General features: G+C 56.8%; 15 protein-coding genes. 12 read left to right on the top strand and 3 right to left on the bottom strand.

Going from position 1 to position 20,320, the window contains the following annotated elements; genetic code table 11:
• The 5 genes from PbB2_RS10610 to PbB2_RS10590 all read left to right on the top strand — a co-directional run bounded on the left by PbB2_RS10610 (position 1) and on the right by PbB2_RS10590 (position 6,281).
• A complete protein-coding gene (locus PbB2_RS10610) occupies positions 1–1,491 on the top strand; it encodes an NADH-quinone oxidoreductase subunit M (protein WP_108985293.1) in 1,491 nt (496 codons plus the stop codon).
• 11 nt (positions 1,492–1,502) lie between these two features.
• A complete protein-coding gene (gene nuoN, locus PbB2_RS10605; RefSeq protein WP_238164972.1) occupies positions 1,503–2,966 on the top strand; it encodes an NADH-quinone oxidoreductase subunit NuoN in 1,464 nt (487 codons plus the stop codon).
• The gene (locus PbB2_RS10600) at positions 2,963–3,721 is read left to right on the top strand and encodes a biotin--[acetyl-CoA-carboxylase] ligase (protein WP_238164971.1); all 759 of its coding nucleotides are present in this window, start codon (positions 2,963–2,965) and stop codon (positions 3,719–3,721) included. The genes nuoN and PbB2_RS10600 overlap by 4 nt, the downstream gene beginning before the upstream one ends.
• A 92-nt stretch (positions 3,722–3,813) precedes the next feature.
• Entirely contained in the window at positions 3,814–4,605 is a 792-nt protein-coding gene (locus PbB2_RS10595; protein WP_108985292.1) for a type III pantothenate kinase, read from the top strand.
• Positions 4,602–6,281 carry a ribonuclease J gene (locus tag PbB2_RS10590; protein WP_108985291.1) on the top strand — a complete coding sequence of 560 codons (1,680 nt, stop codon included), beginning with the start codon at positions 4,602–4,604 and terminating at the stop codon, positions 6,279–6,281. Before PbB2_RS10595 ends, PbB2_RS10590 begins: the two co-directional genes overlap by 4 nt.
• Here PbB2_RS10590 and PbB2_RS10585 read toward each other — a convergent pair.
• Positions 6,278–7,618 (bottom strand): amidohydrolase, encoded by a 1,341-nt coding sequence (locus PbB2_RS10585; protein WP_192576291.1) that lies wholly within the window; start codon positions 7,616–7,618, stop codon positions 6,278–6,280. The two genes, PbB2_RS10590 and PbB2_RS10585, sit on opposite strands and share 4 nt — an antisense overlap.
• A 177-nt stretch (positions 7,619–7,795) precedes the next feature.
• On the opposite strand from PbB2_RS10585, the gene mce reads away from it, so the two are divergent.
• From mce to dnaE, 6 genes are all read left to right on the top strand, one after another.
• Complete coding sequence (gene mce / locus PbB2_RS10580) at positions 7,796–8,221, top strand: methylmalonyl-CoA epimerase (protein WP_108985289.1); 426 nt, start codon at positions 7,796–7,798, stop codon at positions 8,219–8,221.
• On the top strand, positions 8,222–8,485 hold the full coding sequence (locus PbB2_RS10575; RefSeq protein ID WP_108985288.1) for a DUF1467 family protein: 264 nt from the start codon (positions 8,222–8,224) through the stop codon (positions 8,483–8,485).
• Between the two features lie 544 nt (positions 8,486–9,029).
• The gene (gene proS, locus PbB2_RS10570; protein WP_108985287.1) at positions 9,030–10,379 is read left to right on the top strand and encodes a proline--tRNA ligase; all 1,350 of its coding nucleotides are present in this window, start codon (positions 9,030–9,032) and stop codon (positions 10,377–10,379) included.
• The gene (locus tag PbB2_RS10565) at positions 10,376–11,653 is read left to right on the top strand and encodes a lipoprotein-releasing ABC transporter permease subunit (RefSeq protein WP_108985286.1); all 1,278 of its coding nucleotides are present in this window, start codon (positions 10,376–10,378) and stop codon (positions 11,651–11,653) included. Before proS ends, PbB2_RS10565 begins: the two co-directional genes overlap by 4 nt.
• Positions 11,646–12,338 (top strand): ABC transporter ATP-binding protein, encoded by a 693-nt coding sequence (locus PbB2_RS10560; RefSeq protein WP_108985285.1) that lies wholly within the window; start codon positions 11,646–11,648, stop codon positions 12,336–12,338. Before PbB2_RS10565 ends, PbB2_RS10560 begins: the two co-directional genes overlap by 8 nt.
• 332 nt (positions 12,339–12,670) lie before the next feature.
• The gene (gene dnaE / locus PbB2_RS10555; RefSeq protein WP_108985284.1) at positions 12,671–16,255 is read left to right on the top strand and encodes a DNA polymerase III subunit alpha; all 3,585 of its coding nucleotides are present in this window, start codon (positions 12,671–12,673) and stop codon (positions 16,253–16,255) included.
• A 112-nt stretch (positions 16,256–16,367) separates the two neighbouring features.
• Here dnaE and lexA read toward each other — a convergent pair whose 3' ends face one another.
• Positions 16,368–17,078: a transcriptional repressor LexA gene (lexA, locus tag PbB2_RS10550; RefSeq protein WP_108985283.1), complete on the bottom strand. Its 711-nt coding sequence runs from the start codon at positions 17,076–17,078 to the stop codon at positions 16,368–16,370.
• A gap of 213 nt (positions 17,079–17,291) precedes the next feature.
• Here lexA and gltX point away from each other — a divergent pair, with 213 nt between their 5' ends.
• Positions 17,292–18,626, top strand: a complete 1,335-nt coding sequence (gltX, locus tag PbB2_RS10545) for a glutamate--tRNA ligase (RefSeq protein ID WP_108985282.1) — start codon at positions 17,292–17,294, stop codon at positions 18,624–18,626.
• Between the two features lie 24 nt (positions 18,627–18,650).
• On the opposite strand, the gene PbB2_RS10540 is transcribed toward gltX, so the two are convergent.
• On the bottom strand, positions 18,651–20,228 hold the full coding sequence (locus PbB2_RS10540) for a TetR/AcrR family transcriptional regulator (RefSeq protein ID WP_108985281.1): 1,578 nt from the start codon (positions 20,226–20,228) through the stop codon (positions 18,651–18,653).
• Positions 20,229–20,320 lie beyond the last annotated feature (92 nt).

The raw sequence follows: 20,320 nt of genomic DNA, 5'->3' as shown, positions 1-20,320 counted from the left end.
ATGGACAACTTGCCCATCCTCTCGATCCTCACATGGACGCCAAGTGTGGCGGCCGTTTTGATCCTGCTTCTGCCACGGCTGATCACCAGCCCGGAAGCAGCACGCGCCAATGCGGCCCGCTGGATTGCCCTGATTGCGACCTTGGTCGTGTTGGTTCTGGCAATCTGGATGACTGTTGCTTTTGATGAGACCAATCCAGCTTATCAATTTGTCGAGCGGGCCGACTGGTATGGCATGATCCAATATCATCTGGGGATTGATGGTATTTCGGTTCTGCTCATCCTGTTGACGGCATTCCTTATGCCGCTTTGCATCCTTGCGAGTTGGACGTCGGTGCAAAAGCGCGTCGTGGAATATATGGCCGCTTTCATGATCTTGCAGACCCTGATGATCGGCGTGTTTTGCGCACTCGACATCGTGCTGTTCTATGTTTTCTTCGAGGCAGGCCTGATCCCCATGTATCTGATCATTGGGATTTGGGGCGGCAAGAACCGGGTTTATGCGGCTTACAAGTTCTTTCTGTATACACTGCTCGGCTCGCTCTTCTTGTTGATCGCTGTGGCGTGGATGGCGGTAACAGCCAAGACCACCTCAATCCCAGATCTGCAGGCATTTGAGTTTACCAAACACGCTCAGACGTGGCTGTGGTTGGCATTTTTCGCCTCTTTTGCCGTCAAAATGCCGATGTGGCCCGTGCATACTTGGTTGCCCGATGCCCACGTGGAAGCCCCAACGGCAGGCTCGGTCATTCTGGCAGGTGTGCTGTTGAAGATGGGCGGTTATGGCTTCCTGCGCTTCTCGCTGCCGATGTTCCCAGACGCGTCCAACATGTTTGCGCCGCTGGTCTTCTTGTTGTCCGGCATTGCCATTGTTTACACCTCGCTCGTCGCATTCCGGCAGACTGACATCAAGAAGCTGATTGCTTATTCCTCTGTCGCCCACATGGGCTTTGTGACCATGGGGATTTTCTCGGGCAATGAGCAGGGCGTGCAGGGAGCATTGTTCCAAATGCTCAGCCACGGGGTCATTTCCGGGGCCTTGTTCCTCTGCGTTGGGGTTATTTATGACCGCATGCACACGCGCGAAATCGCCCAATATGGCGGACTTGTAAACCGCATGCCCATTTATGCCGCGGTCTTCATGCTGTTCACCATGGGCAATGTCGGCTTGCCAGGCACATCGGGCTTTGTCGGTGAAATCCTGACCATGCAGGGCGCTTTCATCGTCGACCCGGTAACCGCCATGGTCGCGGCCAGCGGTGTGATCCTGTCGGCAGCCTATATGTTGACGCTCTACCGCAAGGTGATTTTCGGAACCATCGTAAATCCCGCGCTGAATGACATCACAGACATGAATGCGCGCGAGATCTTGATCTTCGTGCCTTTGATCGCGGCAGCCCTTTATTTGGGCTTCCAGCCCAACATCATCTTTGACCAGACGGCGACTTCTGCCGTTGCGCTCGTGGACGCCTTCCACGCCAACTTCAAGTGACCGGTGCGGCCATGAGCATGAACCAGACCATGACGGCTGAGCTTTTCTTCCAGCAGGTCCCCTATATTTTGCCCGAGATTACGTTGGCGGCGGGGGCGTTGATCATTGTGCTGATCGGGGCCTTTATGGGCGACCGGGGGTCGCGCTTGGTCACGTGGCTGTGTGTCGCTGTCATGCTGGCGGCTGGTGCCATGGCGGTCCTGCACATGCCGCCTGAGCAAGTCGTGGTCTTTTCGGGCTCCTATGCAGCTGACGGTTTTTCAGCCTATGCCAAGCTGATCATTGCCTTGACCGCCAGCAGCGCCTTGTTGTTGTCGGTTGACTTTCTGGCCGACAAAAAGCTCGACAAACCAGAGTTCCCGGTTCTGGCCATGCTGGCCACATTGGGCATGTTTATCATGGTCTCAGCCCATGATCTGATCGCGCTCTATGTTGGGGTCGAAATGCAATCCTTGGCCCTCTATGTTCTGGCCGCTTATGCCCGTGATGATGCCAAAAGCTCGGAAGCGGGCTTGAAATATTTCGTACTTGGCGCGCTGTCGTCCGGGCTTCTGCTCTATGGCTGTTCCTTGGTTTATGGCTTTACGGGCTCGGTCAAGTTCGACGTCATTTCTGCCCATGTTGCAGCTAGCCGCGATATTGGCGTTATTTTCGGGCTCGTCTTCATTCTGTGCGGTTTAGCCTTCAAAATGTCGGCTGCCCCATTCCATATGTGGACGCCGGATGTTTACGAAGGCTCGCCCACTGTTTCGACCGCGTTTTTTGCTTCCGCGCCCAAAGTGGCAGCCGCCGTCTTGTTTGCTCGGGTTTGCTTTGAAGCCTTTGGCCCTGCCCAGAAAGACTGGTTGGGTATTGTGGTGATCATGGCGCTGCTGTCGATGGTGATCGGGGCGCTGTTTGCGCTACAGCAAACCAATATCAAGCGCCTTTTGGCTTATTCCTCAATCGCCAATATGGGCTATGCCTTGGTGGCGATTGCATGTGGTCCTGAGTTTGGACCCAAAGCGCTATTGGTGTTTGTGTCCATCTATGCCGTAACCTCGGTGGGACTGTTCGGTGTTGTCTTGTCGTTGCGCACGGCCGACGGCGAGCGGGTGGAGACCATTGCAGGGTTGTCGGGTTTGTCACGCAGCAACCCCTTGCTGGCAGCAGCCCTGACGATGTTGTTGTTCTCCGTCATGGGCATTCCGCCATTGGCTGGCTTCTTCGGGAAGTGGGAGATCATTCTGGCCACCAGTTCGGTCGGGTTGTTGCCATTGGCGATTGCCCTGATCTTGGCCTCAGTGGTGTCGGCCTTCTATTATTTGCGGATCATCAAGACTGTCTGGTTTGATGAACCTGTGGCCACAATGGTGCCAGTTGGCACAGCAACGGCATTGACCTTGACCGGAGCAACCTTTGTGCTTGCTGCCCTGACCTTGCTGATCGGCTTGGTCGGCTCGGCTGCTACGATTGCCGGGGCCGGCTTCTCGTGATCTTGGGCTTTAGCAGCGGGCCAGGTGAGGCTTTGCTGCTGGCAGAGGTGGAATCCACCAATGATGAAGTGCGACGCCTCGCTGCGGCTGGTCAGACCGGTCCTCTGTGGGTGCGTGCTGAAGTCCAGACACGCGGCCGCGGGCGGCGCGGCCGGACTTGGCTGGGTGCGCCGGGTAATGTGTATACAACCGGCCTGTTCACCTTAAGCTGCCCACCTCAGGAAGCTGCCAATCTGTCGTTTGTCGCCGCCTTAGCCGTGGCCGAGGCCATATCTGCGTGGGTGCCGTCCGATCTTGTCCGGCTGAAATGGCCCAATGATGTGCTGCTCGACGGGCGCAAAGCGTGCGGCATTTTGTTGGAAAGCTGGCACGGGCAGGGGGGTGAGCTGCATCTGGCTGTTGGCATCGGCATCAATGTGCTGACACATCCAGACGGCCTTGATCAGCCCGTTACCTGCATACGCGATCACGCGCTGCCCAATCGGCCTTTCTGCACTGCCGAAGCCTTGTTTGACGGGGTCCGTAGCCAATTCCACCATTTTGCCGGGATCTGGCAGGCCGATGGCTTTGCCCCGATTGCTTCAGCTTGGCTTGCCCGAGCAACGGGCTTGGGAGACCCCATCGAAGTGCGCTTGCCGCACAGCCGTTTGCATGGCCGCTTTGCCGGTCTGGGACTGACAGGCGCGCTGCAACTGGCCGATGAAGCTGGCCGTATCACTGAAGTGACCGCAGGCGATGTGTTCTTTGGCGGTTGAGCGTTCACAACTACCGGCATGATCAGTGCCGCTATCTTGCCTAGCGCCGGGCATGCAGGCCGGGTTAAGGGAAATGCGCAGAGGGGGAGCCAATGCTGCTGGCGATTGATGTGGGTAACACCAATTCAAAATTTGCCGTTCATGACGGGCAACGCTGGCGCGGTACGTGGCGTGCGGCCAGTAATTCCTCGCGCACGGCGGATGAATATGCCGTATGGCTGGACGCCGCCATGCGCTTTGCAGGTTTGGCTTTATCGGACCTCAATCATTGCGTGATTTCAACCGTGGTGCCTCAAGCCCTCTTCCATTTGCGCAATCTGTCGCGTCGCTATGTTGGGGCAGAGCCCTTGGTCGTGGGTGACAATGCTGAGCTGGGCATTGATGTTCGCATTCCCAAACCGTCCGAGGCGGGTGCCGACCGGCTGGTCAATGCCATTGGGGCCTTTATCCAATATGGCGGACCTGCGATCGTGATTGATAGCGGCACAGCAACAACCTTCGACATCGTCAGTGGCGACGGTGCCTTTGAAGGGGGTATCATCTCGCCCGGCATCAACTTGTCGCTGCAAGCGCTACATACTGCTGCGGCCCGCTTGCCACGCATCGAAATCCGCAAACCTGACAAAGTGATCGGCACCGACACGGTCGGGGCCATGCAATCGGGTGTGTTTTGGGGCTATATTGAGCTAATCGATGGATTGATTGATCGGATCAAGGCCGAATATGGCCAACCGATGAAAGTGATCGCCACGGGTGGTGTCGCCTCTTTGTTTGAGGGCGCGTCGTCCCATATCGATCATTATGATCAGGATCTGACCACGGTAGGCCTTCTTGAAATCTTTGAACGCAATGGCGGCAGAGCCGTCCAACGGAACCCAATGTGACCAAAAAAACAAAAACTGACGAGCTCGTCTTTCTCCCCCTTGGCGGCTCAAATGAAATCGGCATGAATCTGAACGCTTATGGCTATGGGCCAGACGGCGACCGCAAATGGATTGTGGTGGATGTCGGCGTTACTTTTGCCGGCGAGGAAGGCATTCCAGGCGTCGACCTCATTCTGCCTGACCCAGAATTTCTGGAAGCCAATAAGGATGACATTCTTGCCATCGTGCTCACCCACGCTCATGAAGACCATATCGGGGCTATGGGTTGGTTATGGCCGCGTATACCCGCCCCCGTCTATGCCACGCCGTTCACGGCCCATTTGTTGCGCGACAAATTGCGTGAGCGCGGTATTGAACGCAAAGTCGCCCTCCATGAAGTGCCCCTAAAGCACCGCTTCCAATTAGGTCCCTTTGACATTGAATATGTGACCCTGACCCACTCGATCGCCGAACCCAATGGTCTGGCAATCCATACGCCGCTGGGTACGGTGCTGCATACAGGGGACTGGAAGATTGACGCTGAGCCCTTGATTGGCGAGCAGACCGACATCGCCCGCTTAAAAGAGATGGGTGAAGCCGGGGTATTGGCCATGGTGTGTGACAGCACCAATGTGTTTTCTGAAGGCGAAGCCGGATCGGAAGCGGGTGTGCGGTCTGAATTGATCGCCACAATTGGCGAGCAGAAGGGCAAAGTTGCGGTGGCCTGCTTTGCCTCCAATGTTGCCCGAATTCTCTCGACGGTCGAAGCTGCAACAGCGGCGGGTCGTGCCGTGGCCTTAATTGGCCGCTCCATGGTTCGCATTACCGGGGCGGCGCGGGCGGTAGGCCTATTGCAGGACGCCAGCTTTATTGAGCCAGAGCAGGCCCGCCATTTGCGCGATGACCAGATCCTCTATCTGTGCACGGGCAGCCAAGGCGAGCCGCGCGCCGCACTCGCCCGCATCGCAGACGGTACCCATCCTCATGTGAGCCTCGGGCGGGGGGATACGTGCCTGTTCTCCAGCCGTGAAATTCCCGGCAATGAGCGGGCGATTCTGGAATTGCAGAATAAGCTGGCACAGCGCGGGGTGGAGGTCATCACCGGGCGTGATCGCCACATCCACGTCTCTGGTCATCCATGCCGGGATGAATTGCGCGCCATGTATGAGATGGTTCGACCTCAGATCGCCATTCCGACCCATGGCGAGCAACGCCATTTGATGGAGCATGCCAAATTCGCGCTCAGCCTGCAGGTTCCCGAAGCCTTGGCCATCAAGAATGGCGATATGGTTCGGCTGGCTCCCGGCCCCGCCAGCGTCATTGATGAAGTGCCAACGGGGCGTCTCTTGGTCGATGGCGAGGCCGTCATCCGTTCCGATAGCGAGACCATTCGCGACCGCGTGCGCCTCAGCGAGCATGGCTATGTCATGGTGTCTTTGGCCATCAATGCCAAAGGCCAGATCAAGGCTGGCCCTGATGTGCGCGCACGTGGTCTTTCAGAACGCAACGGCAATCCCGCTGAGGCTCGGCTTGAACAATTGGCTGATGCAGCCGAGGAAGCCTTTAACCGCCTCAAGCACGACCAAAGGGTTGATGAGGAAGTCGCCGAAGGCTTCATCATGCGCGCGGTGCGCAAGGCGGCTGATCGGATCTTTGGCAAACGCCCAATTGTCGACGTGGTGGTTATGACGGTTTAGGGCGTGCCCAAAAACGTCATGGCGGCCACCACATAGCCTTCCACGCTGGCGCGCACCGAGGCTTCAGGTTCAATCCGGAAGAGCGGCGAGTGATGGGGTGGGGCTTTGCTCATGTCATCGGTAATGCTGCCGCCGACATTGAAGAAGACGCTTTTGACCCCACCCCATTCTGGTGCGCCATAATAGGCAAAGTCTTCAGCGCCCATGCTGGAACGCTCGATCTTGGATAAGCGATCAACCCCGAAAGCTGTTGCGAGGCTGGTGCGCAACTTATCGGCATTTTCAGGATCGTTGAGATTAGGCGGGGCTTTCTCGTCTCGGAAGCTCACGATTGGCATGCGATCGGCGGGGACGCCATAGGTTTTGGCCACACCGTCAGAGATCCGCTTGATCCCGTCGAGCAGTTTGGCGCGCACTTCGGGCGTATCGGCCCGCACAGTCAGTTCAAGTCGGGCTTCTTCGGGAATGATATTGCGCTTGGTCCCAGCATGGACCACGCCAACAGTGACGATCCCGGGCTCCAGCGGTGAGATTGAGCGGCTCACCAGTGTTTGCAACGCCATCACCAGGTTGGAGGAAATCACAATCGGGTCCACTGTTTGCTGTGGCGAAGCCCCATGCCCACCAACCCCACGCACGACAATATCCACCGCATCAGAGCTTGAATTGGCGACACGGGTCTCAACCCGATATTTTCCGCGCTCTATCCCACTGGCAATGTGCAAGCCAAGGGCGATGTCGGGTTTGGGGAAGCGGGTATAGAGGCCATCTTTCAACATGGCGAGTGCCCCGCCCAGGCGCTCCTCGGCAGGCTGGAACACCAGCACAATCGTGCCGCGCCAAGCCTTGCGCCGGGCCACCAATTGCCGCGCAGCCCCAATCAAGGAGGCCACATGCACGTCGTGACCACATGCATGCATGACCGGCATTTCAATCCCATCGGCATCAATCTGGCGCACTTTGGATTCATACGGCAGGCCATTACGCTCCTGGATCGGGAGACCATCCATATCCGCACGCAACATGACCACCGGACCTGCCCCATTGCGGATGACACCGACCACACCGGTGCCGCCGACTTGCTCGGTAATTTCAATCCCGCCAATCGCGCGCAATTCGCGTACGACCACGCCCGCGGTGCGGGTTTCGCGGAAGGACAATTCGGGATGGGCGTGCAAATCCTCCCACAAGGCTTTGAGGGAGCCAGTATAGTCAGCCGCGACGCTGCTGCTCAGTTCAGGAATTTGCAGCGCTTGCACCGGTGCAGTCGGCTTGGGGGCGGCCGCACCCAATAATGCCACAGCAATCAGCGAAGCCAGTAGCGGTCTTGATGTCATATTATCCCCCCGAACATTACCCTTTGGCATATTGCATCATGCCAACTTCACAGACCCGTGAGCCTAAGCGGCGGGATAGTGATTGTCTACGCACTTGTGATGCGCCATCTGTGGGACTTGATTGACGCGCCGCCGATATGTCGTGATGGAAGAAGCCTTCAGAACAGGAAGTCCATCATGAAGCTTGGTCGCCTCAATCATGTCGGTATCGCAGTGCCTTCCATCGCTGCCGCTCTTGAAAACTACAAGGCTCTGTATGGGGTTGTCGACGATGATATCACCCCCGTCCGCGATATGCCCGAGCAGGGCGTGAAAGTAGCCTTTATCGATATTCCCAACAGCCAATTGGAATTGATCGAGCCTTTGGGGGAGGCCTCACCCATCCATAAGTTTTTGGAGAAAAATCCTGCCGGCGGCCAGCATCATGTGTGCTTCGAGGTCCCTGAGATTTATGCTGCCCGCGACGCCATGAAGGCACAAGGTGCCACCGTGCTGGGCGAACCGCGTATCGGGGCCCATGGCACGCTCATCATCTTCGTCCACCCCAAAAACTCCAATGGCGTGTTGATTGAGCTGATGGAAACGCCGAAGGGTGACCACTAGATGGACTGGTTTACGGGCACCGCGATTTTTCTCACCATGTGGTGGGTTGTCCTGTTTTGCGTTCTGCCAATTGGTGTGCGCAGCCAGGAAGAAACCGGGCAAATTGTCGCAGGGACTGAGCCTGGAGCCCCCGTCATTGCTAATATCAAGCAGAAAATGCTGGTAACCACCGGCATAACGGTGGTCATTTGGTGTGTTTTCGCGCTGATTGTGACGTCAGGTTGGGTGTCGCTGGAGCATCCTTTCGGGCGTTTGACCCGCTAAGCCCAAAAAGCGGGCAGCTCATGGCTGCTAATGGGTGGTTTAGAGGCAAGCGGCCAAGACGTGCCTGTCTTCGCAGCAATTGTGTTGCATGTGCGAAAGTTCGGGCCGATTGTGCACTTGCGAGACGGGCCTGTCGCCCCCTCGTAAATGCCTGATGGCGTTTCCTCCCAGAACCTTTGTGCCGCGCCTGATTTTCATGGCGCGGCCTTTTTTCATTTGGGGTGGGCAGTGTTGAAAGATGGAGCGCGTGAACCACCAGCTGCGCATCGTTACGCACGGCCCTCTTCCCCTTTGGGGACGAGGGGAGAGCACTCGATAAAATCGAAATACTAAGAAGCGCTGTGGCACCCATTCTGGTCCAGCAAACCGCTGTCTCAATTGGTCTCACCCTCGATCATCTATTCTGGGGAAACATCGTAATCATCCAAATGGGTCTAGACGAAAAGAACTTCTGCTTGCCCCAATACCCACAACCCGCAGCAGCCTGAATTGCCTCACGCCACGGCACAGACTATGGCAATCACACAAGAAGAAGGTGATCATCATGCGCCTGTCGCGCTATTTCCTGCCTGTCAGCAAAGAAACCCCCGCCAATGCCGAAATCGTCTCGCACAAGCTGATGCTGCGCACCGGCATGATCAAGCAGCATTCTGCTGGCATCTATTCGTGGCTGCCGCTTGGCTTGAAAGTCTTGCAAAAGATCGAAGCCATTGTGCGCGAGGAACAAAACCGTTCTGGCGCGCTGGAAGTCTTGATGCCAACCATGCAAGGCGCTGATTTGTGGCGCGAAAGCGGCCGCTACGACGCTTATGGTGCTGAAATGCTGCGCATCACCGATCGGCATGAGCGCGACCTATTGTTTGGACCCACGGCCGAAGAAGTCGTGACCGATATTTTCCGCAACCATGTGCGGTCCTATAAGGAATTGCCGCTCAATCTCTATAACATCCAATGGAAGTTCCGCGATGAAGTGCGCCCGCGCTTTGGTGTGATGCGTGGCCGCGAATTTCTGATGAAAGATGCCTATAGCTTTGATCTGGATGAAGCAGGCGCGCGCGACGCCTATAACAAAATGTTCCTGGCCTATCTCAAGACGTTCCAGCGCTTGGGCCTGCAGGCTGTGCCCATGCGCGCCGATACCGGCCCGATTGGCGGGGATTTGAGCCATGAGTTTTTGGTCCTCGCCCCCACGGGGGAAAGCGGGGTCTTTTACGATGCTGTCTATGATGAGACCGACTGGGCCGGCATGGATATCAGCTTTGACAATAATGACGCGGCCCGCGCTAAGCGCGCCGAAACCGTCTCGCGCATCGTCAAGGCCTATGCTGCCACCGATGAAATTCATGATGAGGCGCGTTTCAACGCTGAAGTACCAGCCGAGCGCCGCCGAACGGGGCGCGGGATTGAGGTTGGCCATATCTTCTTCTTTGGGACCAAATATTCGGCACCAATGAATGCCAAAGTATCAGGCCCTGATGGTAAGGACATCCTGGTCCAGATGGGCTCTTATGGTATTGGTGTTTCCCGTTTGGTGGGGGCGATCATCGAGGCCAGCCATGATGAAAATGGCATCATCTGGCCGGAAGCCGTGGCACCCTTCAAAGTTGGCGTTGTCAGCCTGCGGGCAGGCGATGAGGCGGTCGACCAGGTCTGCGAGCAGGCCTATCAGGCGTTGTCTCAAGCCGGTCTGGATCCGCTTTATGATGATACCAGCGACCGGCCCGGGGCGAAATTTGCCACCATGGATCTGATTGGGGTGCCTACCCAATTGATTGTCGGACCCAAGGGGCTGGCCAATGGCGTGGTGGAAGTCAAAGATCGCAAGTCCGGCTCACGCGAGGAAGTCTCCCTAGAAAGCGCATTGGCGCGTCTGACTGACAAGGCCAAAGCATGACCACAGAGCGCGCCCGGCCTTTTGGCATGTGGGAACGCATGTTGGCGGCCCGCTATTTGCGCGCCAAGCGTGAGGATGGCGGGGTCGCGCTGATCTCGCTCATCAGCTTTATAGGGATTTTCCTGGCTGTGGCGGTGCTGATCATCGTCATGAGCGTGATGAACGGCTTTCGGGCTGAGCTTTTGGGCCGCATTCTGGGCGTCAACGGCCATGTGTTTGTCGACGTCCGCAACATGCCGATCGCCGATGCCAAAACCATCATTGCCAAGGCCAAAGCTTTGCCGGGCGTTCTGGACGTCATGCCCAAGGTCGAAGGCCAAGTGATGGCGGTAGGGCAGGGCGGTAATCTGGCGCGTGGGGCGATTGTGACCGGGCTTGCCCGAGACGATCTGGCCCGCTTAAAACTGGTGTCGGCCAATCTAGTCGGCGGCAATTTGAATACCTGGGGAAAAGGCGAGTATGGCGGCGATGAAATTGCCATGGGCTCGCGCCTCGCGGAGGCTTTGGGCGTTTTGCCGGGCGATGTGGTGCAATTGATCTCGCCACAAGGGGCCTCCACCCCGTTTGGAACCACCCCGCGGGTAAAGGATTATGTCGTCTCGGCGATATTTGACATTGGCATGAGCGAGTATGATGCCACTTTCATCTATATGCCGATCGAACAAGCCCAATTGTTTTTTTCTAAAGAAACCAGTTGGGACACAGTGGAATTGCGCATCCAAGATCCAGATGTGGCCGACCAGCTTGCCCTGCAAGTCGCCCAATTCAGCCAAGGCCGTTACGTGAGCGATTGGCGTCAGCAGTCTGAAAGCCTGGTGTCTGCTTTGCAGATTGAGCGCAATGTGATGCGCCTCATCTTGATGTTGATCGTGGCGATTGCGGCCATGAATATCATTTCTGGGCTTGTCATGCTGGTGAAGAATAAGGGGCGAGACATTGCCATTTTGCGCACGATGGGAGCCACGCGCGGTTCGATCATGCGCGTGTTCATGATGGCAGGTGCCAGTGTCGGCATTCTGGCCACGCTGGCAGGGGCGCTCGGCGGGACATTGTTTTGTCTCAATATTGCAGCGATCCAGAAGGCAGTAGAGTTCGTTTTTGGCCCTGTTTTCAATGCCGACATCTATTTCTTAAGTCAGATCCCCGCCAAAGTGGAATGGCATGAAGTGATAACGACGGCCGTGTTCGCCGCACTGGCCAGCATATTGGCGACCTTGCCGCCCTCTTGGCGTGCAGCCAAGCTCGATCCGGTAGAGGCTTTGCGCTATGAGTGATGAGGTCCGTCCACCCGTCTTGCGTCTAACCCAATTACGCCGGGCCTATCACACCCGAGCTGGGGAGCTTGAAGTTCTCAAAGGTGTCGATCTGGTGGTCAATCCGGGCGAGATCGTGGCTCTGATTGGCCCATCGGGCTCTGGCAAATCCTCGCTCTTGCATGCTGCGGGCCTTCTTGAGGCTGTCCAAGGTGGCACAGTAGAGCTGACTGGACAGGATGCTACCAGCCTTCCAGACGCTGCCCGCACAGCTTTACGGCGGCAGGCATTGGGCTTTGTCTATCAGTTCCACCATCTGCTGCCCGAGTTTAGCGCACTGGATAATGTGGCCCTGCCACAATGGATCGGCGGGGTGGCTACTGAGGCTGCGCGTGCGCGGGCGGGTGCGCTCTTGTCATCCATGGGTCTGCAAGATCGCCAGCACCATCAGCCTGGCCAATTATCGGGCGGGGAGCAGCAACGAGTGGCGATCGCTCGCGCCTTAGCCAATAAGCCCGCACTCTTGATTGCCGATGAACCGACCGGCAATCTCGACCCGGCCACCTCCAGCTTTGTGTTCGACATCTTCCGCAAGGCAACACGAGACGAGGGCAGCGCGGCCTTGGTCGCCACCCATAATCTCGACCTGGCCCGCCAAATGGACCGGGTTTTCCGTATCGAATCCGGCCGTCTTGTTGAAGATTGACGCCTAGATTGAAGCAGGTCCGCATGTGCGGTGGGAGCTGCAAAAGAGCCCTTGCCATGAGAACAAAACAAGAATAGAACGAAGCAAGAACATGGGAGAGGATCATGGCCCAACTTCAAGATGCTGCTGCGTTTGCTGCCATTCTCGCTTTCACCCTGATGGCTTGGGGTTGGGGCGCTGTCATCGGGTGAGGATGAATGGGGTGTTTTCTGTCGGCAGGGGCTGACAGACGCCGCGAAGTCCTGTCACATCCGTTTGTGTCGATTCAGCTTGTCTTGCGTGCGGGTGCAGCGATGGCGGGCAGGATGTAGCAGGCGGATGTGGGTGATGGCATGAGCAACGAGGCGCAGTCTGGGCAGGCAGTGGCGGATGGCGGGGCGGGCAGCCATGCTGGATCTGTCGGCGAGGGTGCGCGGTCTCGTCCGAATGGTGGGCCCAGTGATGGGTCGAGTGGTGGGTCGAGTGATGGGCTTGGTGGGGCAGCAAGGGTGGTGGCTGGGCCCGGTTTCATTCATCTGCGGGTGCGGTCAGCCTATTCCTTGCTCGATGGGGCGATGACGGTCAAAAAGCTGGCCGGGGTTGCTGCCAAGGCCGGTTGTGTCGCTGTTGGTATTTCTGATCCCAATCTGTTTGGTGCGCTCGAGTTTTCTGAGGCACTCGCCGAAAAAGGTATTCAGCCCATTATGGGGCTGACGGTGCCTGTCGCCTTTTTGGCACCCAAGCCCGGTGCTATGCCGGGGCCTGATGGCGCGCTTGCGCTTATTGCCCAGAATGAGACCGGCTGGGCCAATCTGATGGCATTGTCGAGTTTGGCTTTTCTGGATGTGCCCGCTGGCAGTCTTCCCCATGTTCCACTGGAGAAAGTGCTGGCGCACAATGCGGGTGTGATCTGCCTGACCGGGGGGCGTGAGGGGCTGTTGTCGCGCGCATTATTGGCCAATTTGCGCCAGGAAGCCGAACTTCTGCTCGACAAGCTCGGCAAGGCTTTCCCCAATCGGCTTTATGTCGAGCTCCAGCGTCACGGCATGGCCGATGAAGCGCAAGTTGAGCCCGCCTTGATTGATCTGGCCTATGATCGCGCACTGCCCTTGGTGGCCACCAATGATGTGCGATTTGAAAGCCCTGAACGACATCGTGCTCAGGACATTCTTATGTGTATCGGGCAGGCCACGCGTGTCGCCGATGACAAGCGCGAGCGGGTTTCCCCGCATCATTGCTTCCGCAGCGAGGAAGAGATGGTGGCATTGTTTGCCGATCTGCCTGAAGCCTTGGCAAATAGTGTGGATATCGCCCGTCGCTGTGCCGTCCGGCCGCGAACCCGCGCGCCCATTTTGCCCCGCTATACGACGGCTGAGGGGCGCGATGAGCCGGAAGAATTGGCCAGCCAAGCCCGTGCCGGGCTTGAGGCCCGTCTGGCCAAGCGGCCACCTGTTGTCGACCGGTCGATTTATGAACAACGCCTCGAGCATGAAATCCAAGTCATCAACCGGATGGGCTTTGCTGGCTACTTCCTGATCGTGGCTGATTTCATCAAATGGTCGAAAGAACATAAGGTGCCGGTCGGGCCTGGGCGGGGGTCGGGTGCGGGTTCGCTGGTTGCTTATGCGTTGACGATTACCGACCTAGATCCGCTGGCTTTTGGACTCTTATTTGAGCGCTTCCTCAACCCTGAACGGGTGTCAATGCCGGACTTCGACATCGACTTCTGCCAGGAAAAGCGCGACCAAGTCATCGATTATGTTCAAAAAAAATACGGTGCAGATCGGGTCGCCCAGATCATTACCTTTGGGACCCTGCAGGCACGGGCGGCTTTGCGCGATGTCGGCCGGGTGCTGGATATGTCCTACACCCAGGTAGATCGCCTGGCGAAAATGGTGCCAAACAATCCTGCCGCCCCGGTTACTTTGGCGCAAGCGATCAAGGATGAGCCGCGTTTGCAGGAAGAGCGCGCGCGTGATGCAGACGTGAAAACCTTGCTCGATGCCGCGATTGAGCTCGAAGGCCTCTATCGCAATGCGTCAACCCATGCTGCTGGCGTGGTGATTGGTGACCGGCCTCTGCATGAGCTGGTTCCCCTGTATAAGGACCCCCGCTCAAATCTACCGGCTACCCAATTCAACATGAAATGGGTTGAACCGGCCGGCTTGGTGAAATTCGACTTTCTGGGACTGAAAACCCTGACAGTGATTCAGCGCGCGTTGGATTTTCTCAAACAGCGCGGCATTGACGTCGATCTGGACACCTTGCCCTTTGATGACCGAAAAACCTATGAGCTTTTGGCATCGGGCAAGACCATGGGCGTGTTCCAACTGGAAAGTCAGGGCATGCGCGATACGCTGCGCAAAATGCGCGCCGATAGTCTTGATGACATCATTGCCTTGATTTCGCTCTATCGTCCTGGCCCGATGAAGAATATTGAGACGTATTGCGATGTGAAGTTTGGCCGCAAAGAGGCTGATTATCTTCATGAAAGTCTCGTTTCTGTTTTGAAGGAAACCCAAGGCGTCATCATTTATCAGGAACAGGTGATGCAGATCGCCCAGATCCTGTCAGGCTATTCATTGGGCGAGGCCGACCTTTTGCGCCGTGCCATGGGCAAGAAAAAGCCGGAGGAAATGGCCAAGCAAAAGGATCGATTTGTATCGGGCGCAGTTGCGCGCGGGGTGGACGGTGAGCTTGCGGACCGTATCTTCGAATTGGTGAGCGAATTTGCGGGCTATGGCTTCAACAAATCCCATGCTGCCGCCTATGCGGTGATCGCGTACCAGACTGCCTATCTGAAGGCCAATCATCCAGTTGAGTTCATGGCTGCCTCTATGTCTCTCGATATAGATGACACCGACAAGCTCGGCGCCTTTATGCAAGAGGCAAAATCCATGAAGATCAAGGTTTTATCGCCTGATCTTAACTATTCAGAGGCTGACTTTTCTGTGCAGGATGATGCCATTCGCTATGCATTGGGGGGCATCAAATCGGTGGGTGTGGCAGCGATGGCCCAATTGGTGGACATCCGCAACACGGGGGGCAGGTTTTCGTCGCTGCACGATTTGGCTGAGCGGGTCGATCCGCGCATTCTTGGGCGACGCACATGGGAGACATTGGCCAAGGCCGGGGCGTTTGATTCCATTGAGCCCAATCGGGCATTGGTTTTTGCCGCTGCTGATCAGCTTGTAGCCCATGCCAATGCTGCAGCTGCGGATCGGCAAAGCGCACAGACAAGCCTGTTTGGCGATGCTGCGCCTCCCCCGCGCGCGCCCTTGCCGCAGGTCAAGCCATGGTCGGCTCAAGAACGCTTGGACAATGAGTTTGCCGCTTTGGGCCTGTTCTTGTCAGGGCATCCATTGGATGATTTGACCGATGCGCTGCGTCGTCGCCAGACGGTGTTTTTCTCTGAGATTGCTGCCCGCATGCAGGGCTCTGATGCCATTTTCCGCATGGCTGGGGTGGTGCGGGCGCGCAAGGAACGTCCGGCACGCGATGGCGGCAAGTTCGCTTGGGTGACATTGAGCGATCCCACCGGCGAGTTTGAAGTTATGGTCATGCCAGAGACGCTGCACGATGCGCGCGATCATCTCGAGCCGGGCACGTCGATCAGTTTCCGGGCCAAGGCACGCTTGCGCGATGGTGATTTGAAATTGTCTGCTGAAAAGATTGAACTGCTTGATCAGGCCGACATTTCAGGCTGCGCAGGCATCAAAGTTTTTCTGGCGCGCGGGGCTGGGGTCGATGAATTGGCAAAAGTCACCGAAACGCTGCGCGGGGCCACGGCTTCCAGCTTTGGCGAATTGCGCATCGTGCTGGAACTGCCTGATGGTCGGGAAGTGGAAATCCAGGCCCCAGGGCGATTTCCGATCGATGTCGCGGCCCGTCGTGCCTTGAAGAGCGCATCAGGGGTTGATCTCGTCACCGAGTTTTAGGAAGCGGCAACACGTCGAACGGCGACGAGGCAAGCGCCTGTTGAAATCGTCTCAGGCGCTTCTTGTGCCAACCGGTCGTTTGAATTGAAGAGCTTTCTTCGGTCTACCGCCCCTAATATCGCCGATAAAGTGCTGCCAGAACACCTTGAACCTTAACCCGATCGGGTCCGAAAATGCGCGTTTCGTAACGCGGGTTGGCTGCTTCCAAGGCGATAGACTGGCCGCGCCGACGCAAACGCTTCAAAGTTGCCTCTTCCTCATCCACCAGCGCCACAACGATGTCGCCCGATTGGGCATCATCTGTGCGACGAATGATTACAAAATCACCTTCCAAAATGCCCGCATCGATCATTGAATCACCTTTGACTTCAAGGGCAAAATGCAAGGCAGGGTCGAGGTGATCAGGTGCGGCAATCCGATCTACTTCATGTTGGATTGCTTCAATCGGCACACCCGCGGCAATCCGGCCCAAAACAGCGATGTCATTGGCCGGAGTCGCTGGTGCCGGGGCAGGGGCTGAAACTTGGGCTGGAACGGGAGCTGGCCTGGTGCCGACTACTGTTGGCAAGAAGGGCTGACGACCTTTGGGTGGGGCTGCCGTGGTGGCGCTGTCTGGCAGTTTCAAAACCTCAAGCGCACGTGCGCGATGGGCAAGCCGCCGGAGAAACCCACGTTCTTCCAACGCTGTGATCAGACGGTGGATGCCGGACTTAGAAGCCAGATCCAGCGCATCCTTCATTTCATCAAATGAAGGTGACACGCCGGTTTCCTTCAAACGTTCATGAATGAAGAGCAAAAGCTCCCGCTGTTTGGACGTCAGCATCCTTTTTCCCCCGTTTCAGATCGCAACCGACCCTGTCGAAAATACCTTTTGCCGTGAACGATCCACGAACAAAGTTAAGATGTTCTAACTCTGTTCCGTTTTTGCGTCTATAGCCTGGGTAAATTTTCATCAGCCGTGTGGACCCGTCCTGCACCTAACCCCCTCGCGCCGCGGCGCAGGTGCTGCTAAGCCACCGCCCAACAGGACACGGATATGAAAGTCAGATTTGCACCTTCGCCCACCGGTAAGCTTCACGTTGGCAATGTCATCACCGCACTGCGCAATTGGCTGTTCGTGCGCCAGCACGGCGGTACGTTCCTATTGCGTATTGATGATACCGATACCGCCCGCTCGACTAAGGCCTATGAGGATGGGATCCGTACCGATCTAACGTGGCTTGGCCTGACATGGGACGAAGAGGCCCGCCAATCTGCGCGCTTTGATGTTTATGACAAGGCGCGCGACAAGCTGATTGCGATGGGCTTGCTCTATCCATGTTATGAAACGGCTGAAGAACTCGACCGCAAGCGCAAGATCGCTTTGTCGCGTAAACTGCCGCCTATTTATGATCGTGCCGCTTTGTCGCTGAGCGAGGCGGAAAAGGCCGCTTACGAGGCCGAAGGCCGCAAGCCGCACTGGCGCTTCAAGCTGTCGGGAAAGCGCGTGGCTTGGCAAGATTTAATCCGGGGTGAGCAGACGGTGGATACCGCTTCCATGTCCGATCCGGTCCTGATCCGGGCCGATGGGGCTTATTTGTACACGCTGCCATCGGTGGTCGATGACGTGGACCTTGGCGTTACACATGTGATCCGGGGTGAGGATCATGTCACCAATACTGGCGCGCAGGCAGAAATTTTTGAGGCATTGACCGGTGGCACGCGTCCAGAATTCGGCCATTTCCCGCTTCTGGTTGGGGCTGATGGAGAAACCCTGTCGAAGCGTATCGGTTCGCTGTCAGTGGAAAGCCTGCGGGAGTCCGGTGTTGCCCCCTTGGCAGTCCTGTCCTTGATGGCTCGGATCGGCACATCTGATCCGATTGAGGCGGTTGACAGTCTTGATGCACTGATTGCCGGGTTTGACTTTGCCAAGATCGGCCGAGCGCCAGCCCGTTTTGACCCCGAAGATGTGCGTCGCCTCGATGCCCAATTGCTGCAACATGCTAGTTATGAGGTGATGAAGCCGCGCCTGTCAGCTTTGAATTGTGATCTGGGTGAGGCTTTCTGGTTGGCGGTTCGCGGCAATTTGTCCCGCTTTGATGATGTGACCCAATGGGCCGACGTGGTACGCGGTCCGATAACGCCCAAGATAGAGGATGGTGGGTTTATCGCCACCGCAGCCGACCTGCTGCCTGCAGGGCCCTATGATGAGAACAGCTGGTCGGGCTTTACCGAGGCGGTGAAAGCATCGACCGGGGCAAAGGGCAAGGCTCTCTTCATGCCGTTGCGCCAAGCCCTGACAGGCCAGGACCATGGTCCTGAAATGAAGCTGATGTTCATGCTGATTGGTTATGAAAAGGCAGCGGCCCGTTTGGCAGGTCAGGTCGCTTAGCCCAAGCCAGCACTACAGGAAGGATTAGCTGTTAAAGCCGGGTAATTCCTTGTTCCAGCCGTGCTTTTGAAGGCAGGCGTGAAAGTGGGGTGTGCCGTAAAGCTGGAAGAAGTCTTCTGCCACGCGCCAACAGACTTCGTACCAGCTTGTGCTGGGAAGCCACGTTTGACCGGAGTTGCTCTTTAGCCCCCAAGACATGCTTTGAACTGGGCCAAACACATCCATGATCATTTTCCAGCTTGTTGGCTCTGACAGGAAGTTTTCGGCGCGCAATCGGGCGAAGCGACGGTCCCAGAAGCCGTAGATATAGCGGATGAGCAAAGGCGAGGTGGGCAAGACCTCACCTTCTTCCGTGCGCGCGATCAGGCCAAATTGAATGGAGCCCAAGCGCAGGCTGCGCGGATCCATATAGGTCAATAGAGGTCTGATCAGATAATCCGCCATGCGTGCGATCGGGTTGACCTGCGGGCTGTCTTGAGCGACCCAGGCGCAGAAAAATGACAGACCCAGCATATGGGCTTCATCATAGAGACTACGGTCATCCCCAAAGACGCGGTAAAGCGTAGCCGTTGAAACCCCCGCCCGTCGGGCGATGCCCGCGATCGAGAGATTTTCAAATCCGCGCTCAAAGTTTTCATGGATCGCGGCTGCCAAGATGCGGTTGCGCCGATTGGTTGGGTCAAGCCGGTTGTTGGTGCGGCTGGACATGGCCTTAAGCTCGCGAAATACGAAGACAATGAAGTCTTGGGGAACGGCTTTTTGAGCCAAGGCTTGCTCAAGTTGGCCAATGTGAGGCAGGCTGTCCCAGCGCTGGATTCCCCCTGCAATTCTGACGGGTGGGTCGCGAAAGCTGGCTGATACAGCAGCCAGATTGTTCCAGTCCCAGCTGTAGGTGTCTCGGAATATTTTGTATTTACGCGTGCCATATACAGCAAAGAAGCCTTCGACCACATCAACACCCTCATGCAGCCAGCTCTTGGACGGCTGATAATAGCCACGTCCGGCCTGGTACCAATGAAGAGCGCGCGCCTCGATTGGCCCAATCAGGCGGAACATCATGTGGTCCACATCACCATCTCGCAGAAAGCCTTCGTCGATCAGCCGCCGAACTTCATCGATCCACAGGCCGTGCAAGGCCCGATGACCAGAAAAGGCGATGCGGCTGGCCTCTTCGCGTTGGTCGGCATCTTGGCGGACCATGAATGTTTGGCCCAGCGAGAATTGACGGAAATGCCGCTCACACAGGATCTCGGTGTAGTGATTGACCATGTGAACGAGGTTTCGCAACAGATTTGGATGTCGAGGGCGTGTCTCCATCGCTTGCATCAGAATGACATGCCCAAAAGCAAGCGCCTCAAGGTTCAGGGTCTCGCGGCTTGGGAAAAGGCGGTAAAGGGTTGCCGTTGAAACGCGAGCCCGCTCGGCAATCGCAGAGATATTCGCACGCAGAAAGCCAACGTCTGCCCATTCCTGCAAAACCGCTGCCAGAATTGTCCGGAAGCGGGCTTCAGAGTTGGCACGGCGGGATTGGCCGGAAAGATATTGGTCGATCTGGGCCGCAAAGTGACGGGGCCACCCAGGCGGCAGGGCGCGTGATTCCATGATTTCTGCGTGCTTGAGAGCCCTATGTTATCCTAGGTTATGATTTACCGGGCTTAAAATGAACGCACGCAAGAACCCGTTTTGCTGTAACT

Origin of the sequence: Candidatus Phycosocius bacilliformis (assembly GCF_003112735.1) — a bacterium.
GTDB lineage: Bacteria > Pseudomonadota > Alphaproteobacteria > Caulobacterales > Aquidulcibacteraceae > Aquidulcibacter > Aquidulcibacter bacilliformis.
Note: the sequence above shows the minus strand (reverse complement) of the source record. Positions and strands in the feature narration are given on the sequence as shown.

Bases quoted from the DNA above. Each gene is read 5' to 3' on its own strand.
- PbB2_RS10610 (WP_108985293.1), top strand. From the start codon at position 1: ATGGACAACTTGCCCATCCTCTCGATCCTCACATGGACGCCAAGTGTG.
- nuoN (WP_238164972.1), top strand. From the start codon at position 1,503: ATGAGCATGAACCAGACCATGACGGCTGAGCTTTTCTTCCAGCAGGTC.
- PbB2_RS10595 (WP_108985292.1), top strand. From the start codon at position 3,814: ATGCTGCTGGCGATTGATGTGGGTAACACCAATTCAAAATTTGCCGTT.
- PbB2_RS10585 (WP_192576291.1), bottom strand. From the start codon at position 7,618: ATGACATCAAGACCGCTACTGGCTTCGCTGATTGCTGTGGCATTATTG.
- mce (WP_108985289.1), top strand. From the start codon at position 7,796: ATGAAGCTTGGTCGCCTCAATCATGTCGGTATCGCAGTGCCTTCCATC.
- PbB2_RS10575 (WP_108985288.1), top strand. From the start codon at position 8,222: ATGGACTGGTTTACGGGCACCGCGATTTTTCTCACCATGTGGTGGGTT.
- proS (WP_108985287.1), top strand. From the start codon at position 9,030: ATGCGCCTGTCGCGCTATTTCCTGCCTGTCAGCAAAGAAACCCCCGCC.
- PbB2_RS10565 (WP_108985286.1), top strand. From the start codon at position 10,376: ATGACCACAGAGCGCGCCCGGCCTTTTGGCATGTGGGAACGCATGTTG.
- PbB2_RS10560 (WP_108985285.1), top strand. From the start codon at position 11,646: ATGAGTGATGAGGTCCGTCCACCCGTCTTGCGTCTAACCCAATTACGC.
- dnaE (WP_108985284.1), top strand. From the start codon at position 12,671: ATGAGCAACGAGGCGCAGTCTGGGCAGGCAGTGGCGGATGGCGGGGCG.
- lexA (WP_108985283.1), bottom strand. From the start codon at position 17,078: ATGCTGACGTCCAAACAGCGGGAGCTTTTGCTCTTCATTCATGAACGT.
- gltX (WP_108985282.1), top strand. From the start codon at position 17,292: ATGAAAGTCAGATTTGCACCTTCGCCCACCGGTAAGCTTCACGTTGGC.
- PbB2_RS10540 (WP_108985281.1), bottom strand. From the start codon at position 20,228: ATGGAATCACGCGCCCTGCCGCCTGGGTGGCCCCGTCACTTTGCGGCC.